Annotated in this window: 18 protein-coding genes; 5 read left to right on the top strand and 13 right to left on the bottom strand. The window is 70.6% G+C overall.

Annotated features, from left to right (window positions below):
* Nucleotides 1–17: 17 nt before the first annotated feature.
* Entirely contained in the window at nt 18–443 is a 426-nt protein-coding gene (locus tag M2157_RS26825; protein WP_280866398.1) for a pyridoxamine 5'-phosphate oxidase family protein, read from the top strand.
* 3 nt (nt 444–446) lie between these two features.
* Complete coding sequence (locus M2157_RS26820) at nt 447–1,112, top strand: pyridoxal 5'-phosphate synthase (protein WP_280866397.1); 666 nt, start codon at nt 447–449, stop codon at nt 1,110–1,112.
* Here M2157_RS26820 and M2157_RS26815 read toward each other — a convergent pair.
* From M2157_RS26815 to M2157_RS26800, 4 genes are all read right to left on the bottom strand, one after another.
* Nucleotides 1,091–1,969: a GNAT family N-acetyltransferase gene (locus M2157_RS26815; RefSeq protein WP_280866396.1), complete on the bottom strand. Its 879-nt coding sequence runs from the start codon at nt 1,967–1,969 to the stop codon at nt 1,091–1,093. The genes M2157_RS26820 and M2157_RS26815 overlap by 22 nt on opposite strands.
* 39 nt (nt 1,970–2,008) lie before the next feature.
* Nucleotides 2,009–2,605, bottom strand: coding sequence for a GNAT family N-acetyltransferase (locus M2157_RS26810; RefSeq protein WP_280866395.1), 597 nt, complete (start codon nt 2,603–2,605; stop codon nt 2,009–2,011).
* Nucleotides 2,606–2,762: 157 nt separating this feature from the next.
* Nucleotides 2,763–3,179, bottom strand: a complete 417-nt coding sequence (locus tag M2157_RS26805; RefSeq protein WP_280858305.1) for an OB-fold domain-containing protein — start codon at nt 3,177–3,179, stop codon at nt 2,763–2,765.
* Nucleotides 3,179–3,625, bottom strand: a complete 447-nt coding sequence (locus tag M2157_RS26800; RefSeq protein WP_059206620.1) for a DoxX family membrane protein — start codon at nt 3,623–3,625, stop codon at nt 3,179–3,181. The genes M2157_RS26805 and M2157_RS26800 overlap by 1 nt, the downstream gene beginning before the upstream one ends.
* A 248-nt stretch (nt 3,626–3,873) precedes the next feature.
* On the opposite strand from M2157_RS26800, the gene M2157_RS26795 reads away from it, so the two are divergent.
* Together M2157_RS26795 and M2157_RS26790 are read left to right on the top strand one after the other, a co-directional pair.
* Nucleotides 3,874–5,067: an NAD(P)/FAD-dependent oxidoreductase gene (locus tag M2157_RS26795; RefSeq protein WP_280866394.1), complete on the top strand. Its 1,194-nt coding sequence runs from the start codon at nt 3,874–3,876 to the stop codon at nt 5,065–5,067.
* Nucleotides 5,068–5,215: 148 nt separating this feature from the next.
* Nucleotides 5,216–6,712 (top strand): FAD-dependent oxidoreductase, encoded by a 1,497-nt coding sequence (locus tag M2157_RS26790; protein WP_280866393.1) that lies wholly within the window; start codon nt 5,216–5,218, stop codon nt 6,710–6,712.
* Between the two features lie 38 nt (nt 6,713–6,750).
* Here M2157_RS26790 and ahcY read toward each other — a convergent pair whose 3' ends face one another.
* The 9 genes from ahcY to M2157_RS26745 form a co-directional block, all read right to left on the bottom strand.
* On the bottom strand, nt 6,751–8,169 hold the full coding sequence (ahcY, locus tag M2157_RS26785) for an adenosylhomocysteinase (protein WP_280866392.1): 1,419 nt from the start codon (nt 8,167–8,169) through the stop codon (nt 6,751–6,753).
* Nucleotides 8,147–9,016 carry a methylenetetrahydrofolate reductase [NAD(P)H] gene (gene metF / locus M2157_RS26780; RefSeq protein ID WP_280858310.1) on the bottom strand — a complete coding sequence of 290 codons (870 nt, stop codon included), beginning with the start codon at nt 9,014–9,016 and terminating at the stop codon, nt 8,147–8,149. The genes ahcY and metF overlap by 23 nt, the downstream gene beginning before the upstream one ends.
* Entirely contained in the window at nt 9,013–12,474 is a 3,462-nt protein-coding gene (gene metH / locus M2157_RS26775; protein ID WP_280866391.1) for a methionine synthase, read from the bottom strand. The genes metF and metH overlap by 4 nt, the downstream gene beginning before the upstream one ends.
* Nucleotides 12,471–13,454 (bottom strand): carbohydrate kinase family protein, encoded by a 984-nt coding sequence (locus M2157_RS26770; RefSeq protein ID WP_280858312.1) that lies wholly within the window; start codon nt 13,452–13,454, stop codon nt 12,471–12,473. Before M2157_RS26770 ends, metH begins: the two co-directional genes overlap by 4 nt.
* A 32-nt stretch (nt 13,455–13,486) precedes the next feature.
* Complete coding sequence (gene metK, locus M2157_RS26765; RefSeq protein ID WP_280858313.1) at nt 13,487–14,710, bottom strand: methionine adenosyltransferase; 1,224 nt, start codon at nt 14,708–14,710, stop codon at nt 13,487–13,489.
* Between the two features lie 52 nt (nt 14,711–14,762).
* On the bottom strand, nt 14,763–14,903 hold the full coding sequence (locus tag M2157_RS26760; protein WP_280858314.1) for a hypothetical protein: 141 nt from the start codon (nt 14,901–14,903) through the stop codon (nt 14,763–14,765).
* On the bottom strand, nt 14,900–15,877 hold the full coding sequence (locus M2157_RS26755) for an alpha/beta hydrolase (RefSeq protein WP_280858315.1): 978 nt from the start codon (nt 15,875–15,877) through the stop codon (nt 14,900–14,902). The genes M2157_RS26760 and M2157_RS26755 overlap by 4 nt, the downstream gene beginning before the upstream one ends.
* Entirely contained in the window at nt 15,877–16,146 is a 270-nt protein-coding gene (locus tag M2157_RS26750) for an acyl-CoA carboxylase subunit epsilon (RefSeq protein ID WP_280866390.1), read from the bottom strand. Before M2157_RS26750 ends, M2157_RS26755 begins: the two co-directional genes overlap by 1 nt.
* 111 nt (nt 16,147–16,257) lie before the next feature.
* Nucleotides 16,258–17,355, bottom strand: coding sequence for an FAD-dependent oxidoreductase (locus M2157_RS26745; RefSeq protein ID WP_280858317.1), 1,098 nt, complete (start codon nt 17,353–17,355; stop codon nt 16,258–16,260).
* A 200-nt stretch (nt 17,356–17,555) separates the two neighbouring features.
* Between M2157_RS26745 and M2157_RS26740 the strand changes: the two genes are divergently transcribed.
* Nucleotides 17,556–18,008 carry a MarR family transcriptional regulator gene (locus tag M2157_RS26740; protein WP_280859049.1) on the top strand — a complete coding sequence of 151 codons (453 nt, stop codon included), beginning with the start codon at nt 17,556–17,558 and terminating at the stop codon, nt 18,006–18,008.
* Nucleotides 18,009–18,022: the final 14 nt, after the last annotated feature.

Here is an 18,022-nt window from a genome sequence, read left to right as displayed (position 1 = left end):
GAAGTACCCTGAACTGTATGGCCCTGACTCGTGAGCAACGTGAACAGTTCCTGGCCGAGCCGCATATCGCCGCGCTGGCGGTCGACGCAGGAGAGGGGCGCGCGCCGCTCGCTGTGCCGATCTGGTACCAGTACAAGCCCGGTGGTGACATCTGGATCATGACCGGGCGCGATTCCCGCAAGCACGAACTGATCCGGGCGGCCGGCCGTTTCTCCCTGCTGGTCGAGCGCATCGAGCCCACCATCCGGTACGTGTCCGTGGAGGGGCCGGTCGTCGACACCCGGCCGGGCACCATCGAAGACCTCCGGGAGATCTCCGCCCGCTACCTGCCGGCCGAGAAGGTGGACGGGTACGTGGAGTTCGCCTCGAAGAACCACGGCGAACAGGTGATCATCCGGGTGCGGCCCGAAAGGTGGGTGACGTCCGACCTCGGTACCGTCTGAGGCATGGCAACCGATCTTCACGAACTGCTCAGGTCACTGCGGGTGTGGGACCCGGAGGTCACCTCGCTGCCCTCCTTCGACCCCACGACCGCGCCCGCGACCCCGCTGGAACTCTTCACCGCCTGGTTCGCGGAGGCGGTGGCCGCCGGGCAGACCGAGCCGCACACCATGTCTCTCGCGACGGCGGACGCGGAGGGCCGGCCGGACGTCCGCACCGTGATGCTGCACGGTGCGGACGAGGACGGCTGGGCCTTCGCGAGCCACTCCCACAGCCGCAAGGGAGGGCACCTGTCGGTACGGCCGTACGCCGCCCTCGGCTTCTACTGGCCGGTCCTCGGCCGGCAGGTGCGGGTGAAGGGGCCGGTGAGCGCCGCGCCCTCCGAGGAGGGGCAGGCCGACCTGCACGCCCGCTCGACCGGCGCGCTGGCCGCCGCGCTCACCGGACGGCAGAGCGAAGTACTGGGCTCGCTCGGGGAGTTGGCGCGGGTATCCGAGGAGGCCTGGGAGCGGGCGCAGCGGGAGCCGGAGGTGCCGGTCCCGTCCTGGACGCTGTACCGGCTCCTTCCGGACGAGGTGGAGTTCTTCCAGGGAGACGAGCGCAGGCGGCACGTCAGGCTCAACTACCGCCGCGCGGATCAGGGTTGGACTCATGAACTGCTCTGGCCCTGAAAGTCGTACACCGCGAAATCCGCCACCGGCCGGTAACCGATGCGCTGGTAGAGGCCGTTGCTGGTCGGGTTGGCCAGGTCGGTGAAGAGCAGCACCTCGTCGGCGCCCCGCTCCCGTGCCAGCCGGCTGACCTCGGCGGTGGCGGCACCGGCGTACCCGCGGCCGCGGAGACCGGCCGGGGTGTAGACGGGGGCCACCCGGATCTGGCCGGCGACCGGCGGCGTGAGGCCGGCCATGGAGACGGGGGTGCCGTCAGGGACCTCCCACAGGGTGACGCCGCCGTAGGCGAGGCGGGCGTCGGCCCAGGACTCGGCCCGCACGGAGTCGTTCTCGCTCTCTCCGATGTCCCGGACGAACTCCCCGAACCAGCGCACCAGCAGCTCCCGGTCGCCCTCCCCCGCGACCCTCGGCCGCCCCTGCGGCACCGGCTCCGGCTCGGTCAGCGTGTCCAGCCGGTACAGCCGCTGGCGCTGATACGGCACGGCCTCGGCCCCGGTCCGGCGCCGCCAGGCCTCGGCGAAACCTTCCGCGGTCGCGGCCTCGCCACTGACGCCGGGGACGGCATCGCCCAGGGCCGTCAGATGGGCGGCGAGGGAGTCGGCCCCCGCGGGCGTCAGGGGCGTGAGATACAGCCGGTACGGCGGTGTCCGGAAGTAGGCCCCCCGCACGCTCCCGTCCTCCTCCAGCAGCCCGAAGAGGGGCGCCTCGTCGCCGTACGCGTGGAGCCCGCGGGTGCGCAGCCCCTCGGTCACGGTGAGGACGACGGTGTGCAGGTCCGGGCGGGAGCGCAGGAAGTCATGGGCGCGGGTGAGGAACTCGTCGAGGTCTTCGGTGGAGTACCAGGCTGTGGGACGCATGTCTCATGATCCTGCGCGACCGCGCCGGACGCCTCCGAATTACGACGGTTCGGGGTCCGTCGCCAGTCGGGCGTGCAGGTGGACGTCCCGGAACGCGTCGTGCCGCCCCGCCTCGAACATCGCGCCCCGCAGCGTGCCCTCGTAGCGGAAGCCGCAGCGTTCGGCGACGGTGCAGGAGGCCCCGTGGCCGAGGGCGTGCCCCAGTTCCAGCCGGTGCAGGCCGAGGTCGGTGAGGGCCCACTGGGCGCCGAGGCGGAGGGCGCGGGTGGCCACCCCGTGGCCGCGGGCCTCCGGCAGCACCCAGTAGCCGACGCGGGCGGTGCGCAGGACGTGGTCGATGACGTTGATACCGAGGTGTCCGAGCGTCGTACCGCTCGACTCGTCCGTGATCCGGTACGACACGCTCGTGCCCTGCGCCGCCTGTTCGGCCCTGCGTCGCATGCCGGCACGGGCGCCGTCGAGGTCGTGGATCAGGGTGAGAGGGGTGTTCCAGCGCCCGAACTCGGGGTCCAGCGCGCCGCGCAGCCACTCCTGGGCCTGGGCGTCGGAGTCGGCGTCCCAGGCGCACAGGCGCAGGCCGTGGCCGTGCAGCGGGGTGAAGGGGCGGATGAGGTGCTGATCGTCGACGTCGGTCATCCGCCCATTCAAACCGCCCCGGACGTCCCGCGCGGCCTGAATTTCGCCACCCCGTCCGGAAAAACCGCCTCCAGGTCCAGCCCGGCCCGCAGCTCCTCACAGGCACAACCGACCGCCTCCGCCACCACCAACAGATCCCCGGCAAGGCCGACGCCCGTCACTCACCCCCAACCGCCACAGACCCCCCGCGCGGCCTGAACCGCGGCGCCCCGTCCGGAAAAACCGCCTCCAGCTCCAGCCCGGCCCGCAGCTCCTCGTGTGCGCAGTCGACGATCTCCGTCATCATCCGGGGGCCCTCGGCGAGGTCGACGACCGCGGCGACGTACGGGGTGCGGTCCTTGAAGGGCGGCAGGTCGTTGCGGTGGACGACGGACCAGGTGTGGAGCGTGGCGTGGCCGGTGGCCGCGGACCAGGAGACGTCCTCGCTCCAGCAGCGCGGGCAGAACTCGCGGGGGTAGTGGTGGACCCGGTCGCATGTCCCGCAGTGTCTGAGCAGCAGGACGCCCCGCGCCGCCGCGTCCCAGTAGGTCCGCGTGAAGGCGTCCGCCTCGGGCAGGTCGTACCTCGCGCCCATCAGAACCAGCCCAGCGCGGCGTCGAGCGACCACGTCTGCCAGGACATGGCGAACAGGGCCACGAGCGAGATGAGGGCCATCATCGAGTTCTGCCCCTGCTCGGCCCAGTCGTGGATCATGAGCGTGAAGTAGAGGACGTTCAGGAGCAGGCCGCCGACCAGCGCGAGCGGGGTCAGGAAGCCGAGGATCAGGCCTGCGCCGAGGGCGAGTTCGGCGTAGGCGACGACGTACGCCATCGTCCTGGGGCGGGGCGCGACCAGCACGTCGAAGCCGCTGCGGACCGGGGTCCAGCGGTGCTTGGCGGCGATGTCCGCGGCCCAGGTGATGCCGCCGCCCTCGAACCACGTTCTCTTGTCCTTGTGCCGCCAGCTCTCCAGCCACCACAGCCCTAGGCCGATGCGCAGGACGGCCAGCCATTGCGCGCCGGTCAGCCAGATCGTGTCCATGGAATCTGACGGTACGTCAGATCACGGAGCCCGGGAAGACCGCGGCAGCGGTGAGACCGCCACGGCGCCGAGGCCCGCACCCCGCGGACCCGGCGCCGTGGCCTTTCCCCGTGACTTTTCCGTACACGCACAACCAGGTGACCTACGCCACAGGTCCCACCCACCCCTCCTACAGCCGTGATCGATCCGCAACCAATTCCCGTCTTGACCGAGACCCATCAACGCGCTGCCTGATTACGCTCGCGCTCATGGCCGACTCCGCACCCGCAGACCGCCCCGACCAGCCCGATCGCCCCGTCTACGTCGTCGGCGGCGGTCCGGCCGGCCTCTCCGTCGCGCACGCGCTGCGCGCCCGGGGCATCCGCGCGGTCGTCCTGGAGAAGTCCGAGCACGTCGGTGCGTCCTGGCGGCGCCACTACGACCGGCTGCACCTGCACACCACCCGCCGCCTGTCGGCCCTGCCGGGCCTCCCGATGCCCCGCCGCTTCGGCCGCTGGGTCGCCCGCGACGACGTGGTGCGCTACCTGGAGAAGTACGCCGAGTTCCACGAGCTGGAGACCGTCACCGGCGTCGAGGTCTCCCGCGTCGAGCGCACCGCCGACGGCACCGGCTGGCTGCTGCACGCCACCGGCGGCCGCGAGCTGACCGGCGCCGCGGTGGTCGTCGCCACCGGCTACAACCACACCCCGCTGCTGCCGGACTGGCCGGGCCGCGACACCTACAAGGGCGAGCTCCTGCACGCCGGCGCGTACCGCAACCCCGAGCCCTACGCCGGCCGTGACGTCCTCGTCGTCGGCGTGGGCAACACGGGCGCCGAGATCGCCGTGGACCTGGTCGAGGGCGGCGCCTCGCGGGTACGGCTGTCGGTGCGCACCGCCCCGCACATCGTCCGCCGCTCCACGGCCGGCTGGGCCGCCCAGTACACGGGCGTTCTCGTACGGCGGCTGCCGGTCGGCCTCGTGGACCGGCTGGCCCGGCCCATGGCGAAGCTCAGCGTGCCCGACCTGTCGGAGCACGGACTGCCCCGACCCGACACCGGGCTCTACAGCCGGGTCAAGGAGGGCGCCATCCCGGTCCAGGACGTCGGCCTCATCGACGCGATCCGCACGGGCAAGGTCGAGGTGGTGGCCGCCGTGGAGGGCTTCGAGGACGGCGAGGTGCTGCTCGCCGACGGCACCCGCGTCGGCCCGGACGCGGTGATCGCGGCCACCGGTTACGCCCGCTCGCTGGAGGGCCTGGTCGGCCACCTCGGCGTCCTCGACGCCCACGGCAGACCGGTCGTCAACGGCTCCCGCTGCCCCGACGACGCCCCAGGACTGTTCTTCACCGGTTACGTCACTCCCATCAGCGGCACCTTCCGCGAGGTCGCGATCGACGCGGAGAAGATCGCGAAGGCCGTGGCGAAGGACGGCGCGGGCAGGCTCTCGCGGCTCCCCGTCTGACGTAGAAAACCTCAACTCTCTTCAGTACGACTCCCGTTACTCATGTGCCAGATGTGGCGGGAGCGTTGTCGTGTGCCCCCGCGCGGGGCCAGAATGTGAACACTTCTCATGTTCTAGCTCCACACTCTCTCCACTACGGAGGACGCACGTGGCACGCGAAAGACAGCTCCCCCCGCTCTCCCGGCGCTCCCTGCTCGGCGGTGCCGCCGCGGCGGCCGGTGCCGTCACTCTCACCGGCACCGCCGCCTCCCCCGCCTCCGCCGCCACCCGTGACGTGGACGTCGCGATCGTCGGCGGCGGTCTCGCCGGGCTCACCGCGGCCCGTGACCTGGTCGCGGGCGGAAAGACCGTCGCCGTCCTGGAGGCCCGTGACCGGGTCGGCGGCCGGGTCCTCAACCTGTCCCTGGCCAACGGCGGTGTCACCGAGGGCGGCGGCGAGTTCATCGGCCCCACCCAGGACCGCATCAAGGCCCTTGCAGACTCGCTCGGGGTGGGGACCTTCGCCACCTACAACACCGGCAAGAACCTGCTCTACAAGGACGGCAAGAAGACCGCCTACGCCACCGACGGCCTCCTCGGCTCGGTCCCGCCGATCGACGCGGCCGGTCTCGCCAACGCGGCGATCGTCCAGGCCTCCCTCGACGACATGGCCAAGACGATCCCGCTCGACGCGCCCTGGACCGCCGCCAAGGCCGAGGAGTGGGACCGGCAGACCTTCGAGACCTGGCTGCGCGCCAACGCCGTCATCCCGTCGGCCAAGTTCCTCCTCGACGTGGCCTGCACGTCGATCTTCTCGGCCGAACCCCGTGAACTCTCCCTCCTGTTCGTGCTCTTCTACATCGCCGCCGCCGGCAACGAGTCCACTCCCGGCACCCTGGAACGCCTCACCGAGACCGCGGGCGGCGCCCAGGAACTGCGCTTCGTCGGCGGCTCCCAGCTGGTGCCGATCAAGCTCGCCGCCACGCTGGGCGACCGGGTGGTGCTGAACGCCCCGGTGCGCACGATCGCCAGGTCCGGCTCGAAGTACGTCGTCACGGCCGACGGGGTCACCGTCACGGCCAAGCGGGTCGTCGTCGCCGTACCGCCGCCGCTCGCGGCCCGCATCACCTACGACCCGCTGCTGCCCGCCGCCCGCGACCAGCTCACCCAGCGCCTCCCGATGGCCTCGGTCGGCAAGGCGATCGCGATCTACGACACCCCCTTCTGGCGGGCAGACGGCCTCAACGGCCAGGTCGTCAGCGACACCGGCGTGATCAGCTCGACCTTCGACAACTCCCCGCCCGACGCCTCCTACGGCGCCCTGATGGGCTTCATCGAGGCCGACGAGGCCCGTAAGTACGACGCGGCGAGCGAGGCGGAGGTCAAGGCGGCCGTCCTCAAGGACTACGTGACGTACTTCGGCTCGAAAGCGGCCTCCCCCACCTCCTTCGTCCTGCAACGCTGGAACAACGAGGCCTACACCCGCGGCGGCCCCGTCTCCATCGGCGCGCCCGGAGTGCTCACCCAGTACGGTCCCGCCCTGCGCGCCCCCGTCGGCGGCATCCACTGGGCCGGTACGGAGACGTCCATCCACTGGATGGGCTTCATGGACGGTGCGGTGCGGTCGGGCGAGCGGGTGGCCAAGGAGGTGCTGACGGTGCTGTAGCCGGGGCCGCTATCGGCAGAGGTCGGTAGTGGCACGGCTCAGTAGCGGTAGTGGTCCGGCTTGTACGGGCCGCCGACCTCGACGCCGATGTACGCCGCCTGCTCCGGGCGCAGCTCGGTCAGCTTCACACCGAGCGCGTCCAGGTGGAGGCGGGCGACCTTCTCGTCGAGGTGCTTGGGCAGCACGTAGACGTCGGTCGGGTACTCGTCGGGCTTGGTGAACAGCTCGATCTGGGCCAGGGTCTGGTCCGCGAAGGAGTTGGACATCACGAACGACGGGTGGCCGGTCGCGTTGCCCAGGTTCAGCAGACGGCCCTCCGACAGCACGATGAGCACCTTGCCGTCGGGGAACTTCCAGGTGTGCACCTGCGGCTTGACCTCGTCCTTGACGATGCCCGGGATCTTGGCGAGACCGGCCATGTCGATCTCGTTGTCGAAGTGACCGATGTTCCCGACGATCGCCTGGTGCTTCATCCTGGCCATGTCCGAGGCCATGATGATGTCCTTGTTGCCCGTCGTGGTGACGAAGATGTCGGCCTTGTCGACGACCTCGTCCAGCGTCGTGACCTGGTAGCCGTCCATCGCCGCCTGCAGAGCGCAGATCGGGTCGATCTCGGTGACGATCACGCGGGCGCCCTGACCGCGCAGGGACTCCGCGCAGCCCTTGCCCACGTCGCCGTAGCCCAGGACGACCGCGGTCTTGCCGCCGATGAGAACGTCGGTGGCGCGGTTGATGCCGTCGATCAGGGAGTGACGGCAGCCGTACTTGTTGTCGAACTTCGACTTGGTGACCGCGTCGTTCACGTTGATCGCCGGGAACAGCAGACTGCCCTCACGCTGCATCTCGTACAGCCGGTGGACGCCGGTCGTGGTCTCCTCGGTCACGCCGCGGATCTCCGAGGCGATGGCGGTCCAGTCGAGGGTGCTGCGCTCCAACAGGGCGCGGACGACGGCCAGTTCCTCGTTCTCGGCGGCGGGCAGGCTGCCCGTCTTGCGGTACTCGACGCCCTGGTGGACGAGGAGGGTGGCGTCACCGCCGTCGTCGAGGATCATGTTCGGACCGGCGTCACCGGGCCACGTCAGAGCCTGCTCGGTGCACCACCAGTACTCCTCCAGCGTCTCGCCCTTCCAGGCGAAGACCGGGATACCGGCCGCGGCGATCGCTGCTGCCGCGTGGTCCTGCGTGGAGAAGATGTTGCAGGACACCCAGCGCACCCGGGCGCCGAGCGCGACCAGGGTCTCGATGAGGACGGCCGTCTGCACGGTCATGTGGAGCGAACCGGTGATGCGCGCGCCGGCGAGCGGCTGCGCCTCGGCGTACTCCTTGCGGATCGCCATCAGGCCGGGCATCTCGTGCTCGGCGAGAGTGATCTCCTTGCGGCCGAACCCGGCCAGGGACAGGTCCGCGACTTTGAAGTCCTTGAAGTCCTTGGGGTCAGCGGCCGGCTGCGAGGGCATGTGCACTCCTTGAGTTCTGGATGTTCCGGTGGATCTCGAGCGTCGCGGTGGACTTGTTGAGGGTGATGTAGTGCAGGCCGGGCGCGCCCTCGGCGAGCAGCCGGTCGGCCATGGCGGTGGCGTGTTCGACGCCGATCCGGTGACCGGCCGCCGGATCGTGCCTGGCCGCCTCCAGGCGGTGGGCCAGGTCCTCCGGGAAGGTCGCACCGCTGAGTTCGGCGAAGCGGCTGATCTGACGTACGTCGGTGGCGGGCATGATCTCCGGGATGACCGGGGTGTCACAGCCCGCTGCGGCGACCCGGTCACGCAGCCGCAGGTAGTCCTCCACGTCGAAGAACATCTGTGTGATCGCGTAGTCCGCGCCGGCCCGGCACTTGGCCACGAAGTGCCTGATGTCGCCGTCCCAGTCGCGGGAGCGCGGATGCCGCTCCGGGAAGGCGGCCACGCCGATGGTGAACTCGCCCAGAGAACGCACGAGTTCGACGAGCTCATAGGCGTACGTGAAGCCGTCGGGGTGAGGTCGCCAGGGTCCCGTGGGGTCGCCCGGCGGGTCCCCGCGCAACACCAGGACGTCACGGACCCCGGCGTCGGCGTACTGGCCGATGATGTGCCGCAGTTCGGCCACCGAGTGTCCGACGGCGGTGAGATGGGCGACCGGGCGCAGGGTCGTCTCGGTCACCAGGCGCTTGGTGACCTCGATGGTGCGGTCACGGGACGAACCGCCGGCGCCGTAGGTGACGGACACGAAGTCGGGCGCGAGCGGTTCGATACGGCGGATCGCCTGCCACAGTGTCCGCTCGCCCCTGGGCGTCTTCGGCGGGAAGAACTCGAAGGAGAAGGTCGTCATGCGCGGCCTCCCGCGTTGAAGTAGCTCGCCTCGGGGTGGTGGACGACGATCGCGTCGGTGGACTGCTCGGGGTGGAGCTGGGATTCCTCGCTCAGGTGGACGCCGATCCGCTCGGGCTGGAGCAGGTCCACGATCTTCGCGCGGTCTGCGAGGTCGGGGCAGGCCGGATAGCCCAGCGAGTACCGGCAGCCCTGGTACTCGGTACGGAACATGCCGTCGAGGGAGTCCGGGTCGTCGCCCGCGATGCCGAGTTCGGCGCGCACCCGGGCGTGCCAGTACTCGGCCAGCGCCTCGGCCAACTGGACGGACAGGCCGTGCAGTTCGAGGTAGTCGCGGTAGGAGTCGGCGGCGAAGAGCTCGGCGGTCGCCTCGCCGATCCGGGAGCCGACGGTGACGACCTGAAGGCCGACGACGTCGGTCTCCCCGGACTCCTCCGGGCGGAAGAAGTCGGCCAGGCAGAGCCGGCGGCCGCGGCGCTGACGGGGGAAGGTGAAGCGGGTGCGTTCGTTGCCCTGCTCGTCCAGGATGATCAGGTCGTCGCCCTTGGAGACGCAGGGGAAGTAGCCGTGGACCACGGCTGCTTCGAGCAGGTTCTCGGTGCGCAGCCGGTCGAGCCACATCCGCAGCCGGGGTCGCCCCTCCCGCTCGACGGTGTCGCCCCTCAGGCCCCACTGGCCCTTGAACAGGGCCGCCTCGTCGAGCCACGAGGCGTACTCCTTGAACTGGATGCCCTTGACAACCCTGGTGCCCCGGAAGGGCGGCGTCGGGACCGGGTTACCGGTGGCCACGTCGGAACGGCCGACGTCCCGGGGCTCCTCGAAAACCAACTCCCTTTGCGCGACCCGGCGTTGCTTGAGCGGGGGCAGGGTCGCGCCCGGGACACCGCGCTTGACGGCGATGAGGGCGTCCATGAGGCGCAGGCCCTCGAACGCGTCGCGGGCGTAGCGGACCTCGCCCTGGTAGATCTCGTGCAGGTCCTGTTCGACATACGCCCGGGTCAGCGCGGCTCCGCCCAGGATGACCGGGAAGTCGGCGGCCATGCCGCGCTGGTTGAGCTCCTCCAGGTTCTCCTTCATGATCACCGTGGACTTGACCAGCAGACCGGACATGCCGATGACGTCGGCACGGTGCTCGGCGGCGGCCTCCAGGATCGCGGAGACCGGCTGCTTGATGCCGAGGTTGACCACGTTGTAGCCGTTGTTGGACAGGATGATGTCGACGAGGTTCTTGCCGATGTCGTGGACGTCGCCGCGGACGGTGGCCAGCACGATGGTGCCCTTGCCGGCCTCGTCGCCCTCGACCTTCTCCATGTGCGGTTCCAGGTAGGCCACCGCCGTCTTCATCACCTCGGCGGACTGGAGGACGAACGGCAGCTGCATCTGGCCGGAGCCGAACAGCTCGCCGACCACCTTCATGCCGTCCAGGAGGGTGTCGTTGACGATGTCGAGAGCGGGACGGGAGCCAAGGGCCTCGTCGAGGTCGGCCTCCAGGCCGTTCTTCTCGCCGTCGATGATGCGGCGCTTGAGGCGCTCGTCCAGGGGCAGCGCGGCCAGTTCCTCGGCGCGGCCCGCCTTCAGGGACTTGGTGGTGGCGCCCTCGAACAGGGCCATCAGCTTCTGGAGGGGGTCGTAGCCCTCGGCGCGGCGGTCGTGGATGAGGTCGAGGGCCGTCTGGACCTCTTCCTCGCTGAAGCGGGCGATGGGCAGGATCTTCGACGCGTGGACGATCGCCGAGTCCAGGCCCGCCTTGACGCACTCGTCGAGGAAGACCGAGTTGAGCAGGACGCGGGCGGCCGGGTTGAGACCGAAGGAGATGTTGGACAGACCCAGCGTGGTCTGGACGTCCGGGTGGCGGCGCTTGAGTTCGCGGATCGCCTCGATGGTGGCGATACCGTCCTTGCGGGACTCCTCCTGACCGGTGCAGATGGTGAAGGTCAGGGTGTCGATGAGGATGTCCGACTCGTGGATGCCCCAGGTGCCGGTCAGGTCCTCGATGAGCCGCTCGGCGATGGCGACCTTGTGCTCGGGGGTGCGGGCCTGGCCCTCCTCGTCGATCGTGAGGGCGATCAGCGCGGCGCCGTGCTCCTGAGCGAGCTTGGTGACCTTCGCGAAGCGGGACTCCGGACCGTCGCCGTCCTCGTAGTTGACGGAGTTGATGACCGCGCGGCCGCCGAGCTTCTCCAGACCCGCCCGGATGACCGGGACCTCGGTGGAGTCCAGGACGATCGGCAGGGTGGAGGCGGTGGCGAAACGGCCGGCCAGCTCCTCCATGTCCGCCACACCGTCGCGGCCCACGTAGTCCACGCAGAGGTCCAGCATGTGGGCGCCCTCGCGGATCTGCTCACGGGCCATCTCCACACAGTCGTCCCAGCGGGCCTCCAGCATGGCCTCCCGGAACTTCTTCGACCCATTGGCGTTCGTGCGCTCGCCGATGGCCAGGTAGGAGGTGTCCTGACGGAACGCCACCGTCTGATAGAGGGAGGCGGCGCCGGGCTCGGGCTGCGGGGTGCGCTCGGAGGGCGTGAGCTCACGGACGCGTTCGACGACCTGGCGCAGGTGCTCCGGGGTCGTGCCGCAGCAGCCGCCGATCAGGGAGAGGCCGTAGTCGCGGACGAACGCCTCCTGGGCGTCGGCCAGTTCGGCCGGGGTCAAGGGGTAGTGTGCGCCGTTCCCGCCGAGGACCGGGAGGCCCGCGTTCGGCATGCACAGCAGCGGGATGCGGGAGTGCCGGGCGAGGTACCGCAGATGCTCGCTCATCTCGGCCGGGCCGGTGGCGCAGTTCAGGCCGATCATGTCGATGCCGAGCGGTTCGAGGGCCGTCAGCGCGGCGCCGATCTCGGAGCCGAGCAGCATGGTGCCGGTGGTCTCGACCGTGACCGAGCAGATCAGCGGCAGGTCGGTGCCGGTCGCCTCCAGGGCCCGACGGGCGCCCAGGACGGCCGACTTGGTCTGGAGCAGGTCCTGGGTCGTCTCCACCAGCAGGGCGTCCGCGCCGCCTGCGATCAGGCCTTCCGCGTTGCGCTGGTAGGCGTCGCGGAGCACGGCGTAGGGGGCGTGGCCCAGGGTCGGGAGCTTGGTGCCGGGGCCCATGGAACCCAGGACCCAGCGCTGCCGGCCGTCGCGGGCGTCGAAGGTGTCCGCCGTCTCGCGGGCGATGCGGGCACCCGCCTCCGACAGTTCGTGGACCCGCTCGGGGATGTCGTACTCCCCCAGCGCCGCGTGGTTGGCGCCGAAGGTGTTCGTCTCGACGCAGTCCACGCCCGCCGCGAAGTACGCCTCGTGGACCGAGCGCACGATGTCGGGGCGGGTCACGTTGAGGATCTCGTTGCAGCCCTCCAGCTGCTGGAAGTCGTCGAGGCTCGGGTCCTGGGCCTGGAGCATGGTGCCCATGGCTCCGTCGGCGACCACGACTCGGGTGGCGAGTGCCTCACGAAGGCGCGCACTGCGGGAGTCCGTCATGGTGTGCCGTCCAGGGCGGGGGCGAGTTCGTGGGCCGCGTCGGTGCCGTAGGCGTGTGCGGCCGTGGTCAGGAGGTGCTCGCGGTCGATGCGGTACGACTGTGAGCCGACCGTCGACAGGGCGGTCGCCGCGACCGTGCAGCCCAGACGGGCGGCGGCGGTCAGGGGCAGGCCGTGGCCGAGTGCGGCGAGGAAGCCGGCCCGGAACGCGTCGCCGACGCCGGTCGGGTCGGTGACCGGTGCGTCGGGGACGGCCGCGACGGTGAGCGGGGGCAGGTCCGCACGGTCGACGCGTACGCCCTCGCCACCCAGGGTGGTGACCCAGGTGCCGACGCGGTCCAGAACCTCTTCGCGGGTCCAGCCGGTGCGTTCGAGGAGCAGGGCGGCCTCGTACTCGTTGGTGAACAGCCAGTGGGCGCCGCTCACCAGGTCGCGGACCTGGGGGCCGTCGAGGCGGGCGAGCTGCTGGGAGGGGTCGGCGGCGAAGGGCAGGCCGAGGTCCCGGCACTGGCGGGTGTGGCGGAGCATGGCCTCCGGGTCGTTCGGGCCGACGAGGACCAGGTCGGGGCGCGGCCGTCCGTCGAGCACGCGGCGCAGGTCGATGTCGCGTGCCTCCTGCATGGCGCCCGCGTAGAAGGACGCGATCTGGTTGGCGTCCTCGTCGGTGATGCACATGAAGCGTGCGGTGGCGCGCCGGGCGGAGACCTGGACGGCGCCGGTGTCGACGCCATGGGCCTTGAGCCAGACCTCGTACTCGGCGAAGTCGTCGCCCACGGCACCGACGAGCAGGGGGTCGAGCCCGAGGCCGCCGAGGCCGTAGGCGATGTTGGCCGCGACCCCGCCCCGGCGCACCTCCAGGTCGTCGACGAGGAAAGACAGGGAGACACGGGCGAGCCGGTCGGGGATGAGCTGCTGCGTGAACCGGCCGGGGAAGACCATCAGATGGTCCGTGGCGATGGATCCTGTCACGGCGATACGCACATGAACTCCTGTGCTCCTGTTGGTTGCTGAGGTCAGATTCCCGCGGCGGTCCGGAGCGCCCCGGCCCGGTCGGTGCGCTCCCAGGTGAACTCGGGCAGCTCGCGGCCGAAGTGGCCGTACGCCGCCGTCAGGGAGTAGATCGGGCGCAGCAGGTCCAGGTCGCGGACGATGGCGGCCGGGCGCAGGTCGAAGACCTCGGTGACGGCCTTCTCGATCCGCTCCTGGCCGACGGTCCCGGTGCCGAAGGTCTCCACGAACAGCCCGACGGGTTCGGCCTTGCCGATGGCGTAGGCGACCTGGACCTCGCAGCGGGAGGCGAGTCCGGCGGCGACGACGTTCTTGGCGACCCAGCGCATCGCGTACGCCGCCGAACGGTCCACCTTGGACGGGTCCTTGCCGGAGAAGGCGCCGCCGCCGTGCCGGGCCATGCCGCCGTACGTGTCGATGATGATCTTGCGGCCGGTCAGGCCGGCGTCGCCCATCGGGCCGCCGATCTCGAAGCGGCCGGTGGGGTTGACCAGGAGGCGGTAGTCCTCGGTCTCCAACTTGATGCCGTCCTCGGCGAGCCGGGCCAGGACGTGCTCGACCACGTGGGTACGGATGTCGGGGGTCAGCAGTCCGTCCAGGTCGATGCCGGCGGCGTGCTGGGAGGAGACGACGACGGTGTCCAGGCGGACCGGCCGGCTGCCCAGGTACTCGACGGTGACCTGGGTCTTGCCGTCGGGGCGCAGATAGGGGACCGTGCCGTCCTTGCGGACCTCGGAGAGGCGGCGGGCGAGGCGGTGGGCCAGCTCGATCGGCAGCGGCATCAGGGTCGGGGTCTCGTCCGTCGCGTAACCGAACATCAGTCCCTGGTCGCCCGCGCCCTGGCGGTCCAGCTCGTCTCCCTCGTCCCTTCGGGAGGCACCCTCGACCCGTTTCTCGTACGCCGTGTCGACGCCCTGGGCGATGTCCGGGGACTGTGCGCCGAGGGACACGGACACTCCGCACGAGGCTCCGTCGAAGCCCTTCGCCGAGGAGTCGTAGCCGATCTGAAGGATCTTCGCGCGGACGAGGGCGGCGATGTCTGCGTACCCCGCCGTGGTCACCTCGCCGGCGAGGTGCACCTGACCGGTGGTGATCAGGGTCTCCACGGCGACGCGCGAGGACGGGTCCTGGCGCAGCAGTTCGTCGAGGACGGCGTCACTGATCTGGTCGGCGATCTTGTCGGGGTGGCCCTCGGTCACGGACTCCGAGGTGAACAGGCGGCGGGACATGTCTCTCCAGGGAAGGTGGGTGCGGTGGGCGGGCGGGGCGGTGCTGTCGCGCTCAGTCGGTGCCGCGGAAGATCCACGGGTCGGGCGCCTCGCACTCCTCGCCGGCGAGCAGCGCGGGCCGTACGAGGACGCAGGCGGGCTCGTCGTGCAGCAGGTGCTGGTCGAGGGCGGGTTCAAGGGTGTCGATGCTCATCTCTGCCTGTCCTTCGGTGGGGTGTCGTCTCCGATCGGTTCGGTGGGCCGCCCGGCGGGGGCCGCGTCCTCGGCGAGCAGGAGATCCTCCAGGAAGCCGAGGGCCTTGAGGTGGTAGGCGCGGGCGGCCCAGCCGAGGCTGATGTTGTGCCCGGCGTCGGGCTGGTGGTCGACGACCACCGTCGGTGCGGCCAGGGGTTCTCTCAGGGCGGCCACGGCGTCGTCGTCGAACAGCCACCACTGCTCCTGCTCGGCGAAGGTGAAGCGGACGGGGACGCGTACCTCGCGGGCGATCGCCGGGTATCTGCGGGGCCAGGACGGGCCTTCGTACGCCTCCAGTTCCGGTACCGGGGAGACCAGGTGCCGGCCCTGCCGGAAGGCGTCCGGCGGGTAGAGGCGCAGCGAGCCCCAGTGGCGGCGCCAGTCGCCGTGCCCGTTCTGCCCGGGCAGCTGGTCCGGCCCTACGGCGAGCCGGCTGCCGAGACCGGAGATGTCCAGGCCGAGCAGCGCACGGCCACGCGTCTCGGCGGCCGCCGCGAGGGCGAGCTTCCCGCCGTTGGAGTGGGCGACGAGGAACATTCCGGCGCCGGTGTCGTACCGGTCCGCGAAGGCTTCGAGGCCGTCGAGAAGGGTCACCGCCTGCTCGGTCAGGGTCTGTCCGCGGGGCAGGACTGCGGCCGAACTGCCGTATCCGGGGCGGTCGACGGCGAGGACGGTGTAGCCGAGCCGGGCACCGAGGGCGAGGAGGGAGAGTCCGGGGCGGACCTGGCTGTCGAAGTAGCCCGCCCGCATTCCGCCTCCGTGCACGGCGACGACGACGGCCCTCGGGGGGCCTGGGCGGGGTTCGACGAGCAGGGCGGAGAGAGGGATGCCGCCCGCGTCGAGGGTGATGGCGCGGGGGAGATCGCGGGGGCGTGTCCTGGTCAGACCGCAGGGGGCGACGGTGAGTTGCCCGACCACGCCGGAGGCGTTCATCAGTGGGGTGTGTCGTCGCGCCAGCTGCGGGGGGTGCTCGGGCCGGAGCGGCGTTCGAGGCGGCGCCAGCCCGCTGTGCGGCGGGCGATCCGGTCCGTGTCGTTCTCGGTCAGGTCCGTCAGGGCGGCCGCGCGGGCCAGCAGCACCGAGGTGAGGGCCGCCAGTTCGCACTCGTCGGGGCTGCCCTTCTCTATGCGCAGGAAGGTTTCGGCGGATTTCACGGGTGCGGTGGATCCGGTGGATTCCGTGGATGCGGTGGATGACGTCACGTCTGCTCCTGGGGCGGGAAACACGAACGCCGCGCGGGCTCGCCGGTCCATGGCGGGGGAATCCTGGAGGACCGTCGAGCCCGCGCGGCGGGCTGAGGTGATGCGGTGCGGTCAGGCGGCCGTGGGGCCCAGCTGACCGACGAAGCGGCCGGTGAACAGGTCCGAGCCCTTGAACTCGGAGACCATCGTGGCCGGGGCCTGGAACGGGCCGTCGGGCGAGGGCAGCTGTCCGACACCGCCGTTCGGGCCGAGCGGAAGCAGGATCATCGGGAAGCCGAGGGGCTGGTACGTGGCCTCGGGCTGCTCGCCCTTGATCTGGGCGGTGATGTTCTTGGCGACCACCTCGGCGTGCTGCATCGCGAAGCCGGCCATCTTGGCCTCCTCGACGTCGGTGAGGTCACCGATCGCGTACACGTGGTCGTGGCCCTTGACGTTGAGGGTGTCGGTCACGGGGACCTGGCCCTGCTCGGTGAGGGTGGTCAGCTTGCCGTCAGCGAGGTAGCCGCTGTTGATGGTCGTGCCGTAGGCGCGGTACCAGACGTCGGCGGTGATCTCGTCGCCGTCGGTGGTGGTGACGGTGAAAGCGCCGGCGCGGCCGGACTCGGTGCCCGGCTGGCCCGTCAGGCCGGTGCCGAGACGCACCTCGACGCCGAGCGCGTCGAGCTGGCCGCGCAGGTCCTCGACCACCTCGGACTTGAAGCCGGGAAGGAGTTCGCCGGCCGGGTCGACGATGGTCACCTTCTTGTCCGGCCACACCTCCTTGATCTCACCGGCGAGTTCGAGGCCGACCGGCCCCGCACCGAGGATCAGGACCTTGTCGGCCTCGAGCAGTTCCTTGTGCGAGCGGCGGAAGTCCTCCAGCGCGTCGCTGACGGAGTCGGCGGCGGGGTTGGCCGGGTAGGCGTAGTTGGAGCCGGTGGCGAGGACCACGTAGTCCGCCGCGACGTGCTCGCCCGAGGCCAGTGTGACGCCGGTCGGGTCCACCGAGACGGCGCGGTCGCGGATCACGCGGCCCTGGGTCAGCAGCGTCTCGAAGGGGAAGAACATGTTGGCCGCCCAGCCGGGCTGGGCCAGCGCGCGCAGCGAGCCGGCGACGTTGACGAACGCGTCCCGCGGGTCGATCAGGATCACGTCGGCCTCGGACTCCAGCGCCTTGGCGACCGCCGCGCCCCCGTAACCTCCGCCGACGACAGCGACAGTACGACTCATGATTCACACTCCACAAACGCAGGAATTCCGTTGGGTTCGGGTTACGAACGTAACTGATTCGTACTCCGAACCACAACACATAAGGTTTTCAAGAACTACAGATCTTTGTTAAGCACTTACAGAGATTCGTTAGTTCCTGCTGCGAACTTTCGATATTCGCGTGATACGCTGAGCGCGTGGCCGAAAATGAAGACGGTGGGATGGGACTGGTGGCCGCACTCGTGCGGTCCTCGTTCCTGGTGAATGCCGTGTACGCCCAGGCGGGCCGGGAACACGGCCTCACACCGCAGCAGGGTCAACTGCTGTGCGTACTGATGGCCCAGCCGTACGGCATGGGCGAGTTGTGCACGATGCTGGGCCTGGCCAAATCGAGCCTCACCGGCCTGGTGGACCGCACCGAGAACAACGGCCTGGTACGCCGCGAACCGGACCCGCGGGACAGCCGCGCGGTGCGCGTGGCGCTCACCTCGCGCGGTGCCCGGCTCGCCGACCGCTTCTACACCGAGGCCTGCCGCCGCATCGAACAGCTGCCGGCCGCCCTCGACGAGACCGAGCGCGACACACTCGCCGGGCTGCTCGGCAGCGTCGTCCTGGACAACAAGGTCCCCGTGGTCTTCGTGGAACCGGACCAGGGGACCGCCGCACACGGCTGAACGGCCCGCACGCG

This window comes from Streptomyces sp. SAI-127 (assembly GCF_029894425.1).
Lineage (GTDB): Bacteria > Actinomycetota > Actinomycetes > Streptomycetales > Streptomycetaceae > Streptomyces.
This window is presented reverse-complemented; position numbering and strand designations above follow the sequence as displayed.